At 37.7% G+C, this 1,504-nt stretch carries 2 protein-coding genes and 1 pseudogene; all 3 read right to left on the bottom strand.

Annotation, left to right across the window (positions count from 1 at the left end; genetic code table 11):
* Positions 1-269 (bottom strand): annotated as a pseudogene (locus VIP81_RS31880) (N-acetyl-gamma-glutamyl-phosphate reductase); the annotation flags it as partial.
* Positions 270-386: 117 nt separating this feature from the next.
* Complete coding sequence (gene lysX / locus VIP81_RS31875) at positions 387-1,247, bottom strand: lysine biosynthesis protein LysX (RefSeq protein ID WP_331971725.1); 861 nt, start codon at positions 1,245-1,247, stop codon at positions 387-389.
* Positions 1,248-1,421 (bottom strand): alpha-aminoadipate/glutamate carrier protein LysW/ArgW, encoded by a 174-nt coding sequence (gene lysW/argW, locus VIP81_RS33830; RefSeq protein ID WP_414649441.1) that lies wholly within the window; start codon positions 1,419-1,421, stop codon positions 1,248-1,250.
* Positions 1,422-1,504: the final 83 nt, after the last annotated feature.

The following is a 1,504-nucleotide window of genomic DNA, read 5'->3' as shown; positions in this document are numbered from 1 at the left end:
GTACTGTATAATTCCTTGACTATGTTTAATGCGTTACCATGAGGAACAGATACAAATATCAAATCACATTGTTTTGTTAATTTGTCCAATTCCATCGACGAGAATTTTAGATTTATGAAACCTTTCAGACTGGGATGTATTCTGTGGACGTACTCTCCTGCGTTCTGCCTAGAGGTTAAAACACTTAATTCAACATCCGGATGAACTACTAGCAGCCGTAAGAGTTCACCACCAACATATCCCGAAGCACCGATTACTCCTACTTTCATTTCAATTTCTTCCTTTACCGAAATTACTACTACGACATCTTATGAATTTTGTTATCCAACCCGTAGCAACTGGCTGTGCGGCTGGCAGTTCTAGAGTATTTTTAATATAACACAATTTTACTTTGTGGATAATTTTACCAAATAGTCTGTAATTGCTCCGGCTATGTCAGACTTACATACGGTCGATGCTCCTCTAAATTCTACAGTATTGTTCAGCTCATGCACCAAATAGCCTCTTTGTTTATCTTCCATGAGATCTACTCCCAAGATTCCGCCTCCTACAGCGCTTGAAGCTTTTAGGACAATTTCTTGTAATTCTGCTGTCATTGGGGCCTCTTCTGTTCTGCCACCAACAGCTACATTTGTTCTCCATTCATTTTCTGAAGAGTATCTATACACTGAGGCTACTATTTGATCTCCTATCACAATGCATCTAATATCACGCGAAGGACGATCAACTAATTCCTGGAAATAGTAGATTCTAGAAAATGAATTATCGTTATCTTGTCTTGAATCCAACAACATTTCCGCCATTGATTGATCTTTTATTTGGTAAACACCACGTCCCCATGAACCCATAATTGGTTTAACTACCAGCGGATATCCAAGATTTTTCATACACTCTCTTGCTGATTCCGTACTAAAGGCAAAAGTAGTTTTGGGAGTTGGCACATTATTCTTTTTCAAAACCATAGAGGTGATTAGCTTGTTCCCGCAAATTTCGCCGACATTGAATGTATTTACAACAGAGAAGCCTATTTGTTCCAGACAGTAAGTTAAATGTAAGCCCCTGTTATGGCTTATAACTCGCTGTAATATAATATCGCCAAACGAAAGATTCTGTTTACTTGATTCGGTATCAAATGTTAATAATTTCCCGTCTACTAATGTTGCGTCTAATCCTTTTTCTTTAACCTTGCTGTATATTTTTTTTTCTTCAAATCTTAGTTTGTCATATATTATGCATATTGTATTCAACTATTGTCCCCAGTCTTCCCCGACTGATTCGGCTTGTTTCATCTCTACACTATTCTGAGTCTTTGATACAATCTCAAAGTCGGTGCCGCAGTCTGGACATGTAATGATTTCTCCAACCATCGCGTCCTCCGGTATGGTCAGTTCAGCTCCACAATCCTTACATTCTTTTTTCACTTTATTTTCCTTTCCTCTTTTGATAACTTCTTTGATAATTTATTAGCAATAACTGTTTCCATCCCCCATAACTCTATAAAACC

Source organism: Chitinophaga sp., from assembly GCF_036566945.1.
Classification (GTDB): domain Bacteria; phylum Bacteroidota; class Bacteroidia; order Chitinophagales; family Chitinophagaceae; genus Chitinophaga.
Note: the sequence above shows the minus strand (reverse complement) of the source record. Positions and strands in the feature narration are given on the sequence as shown.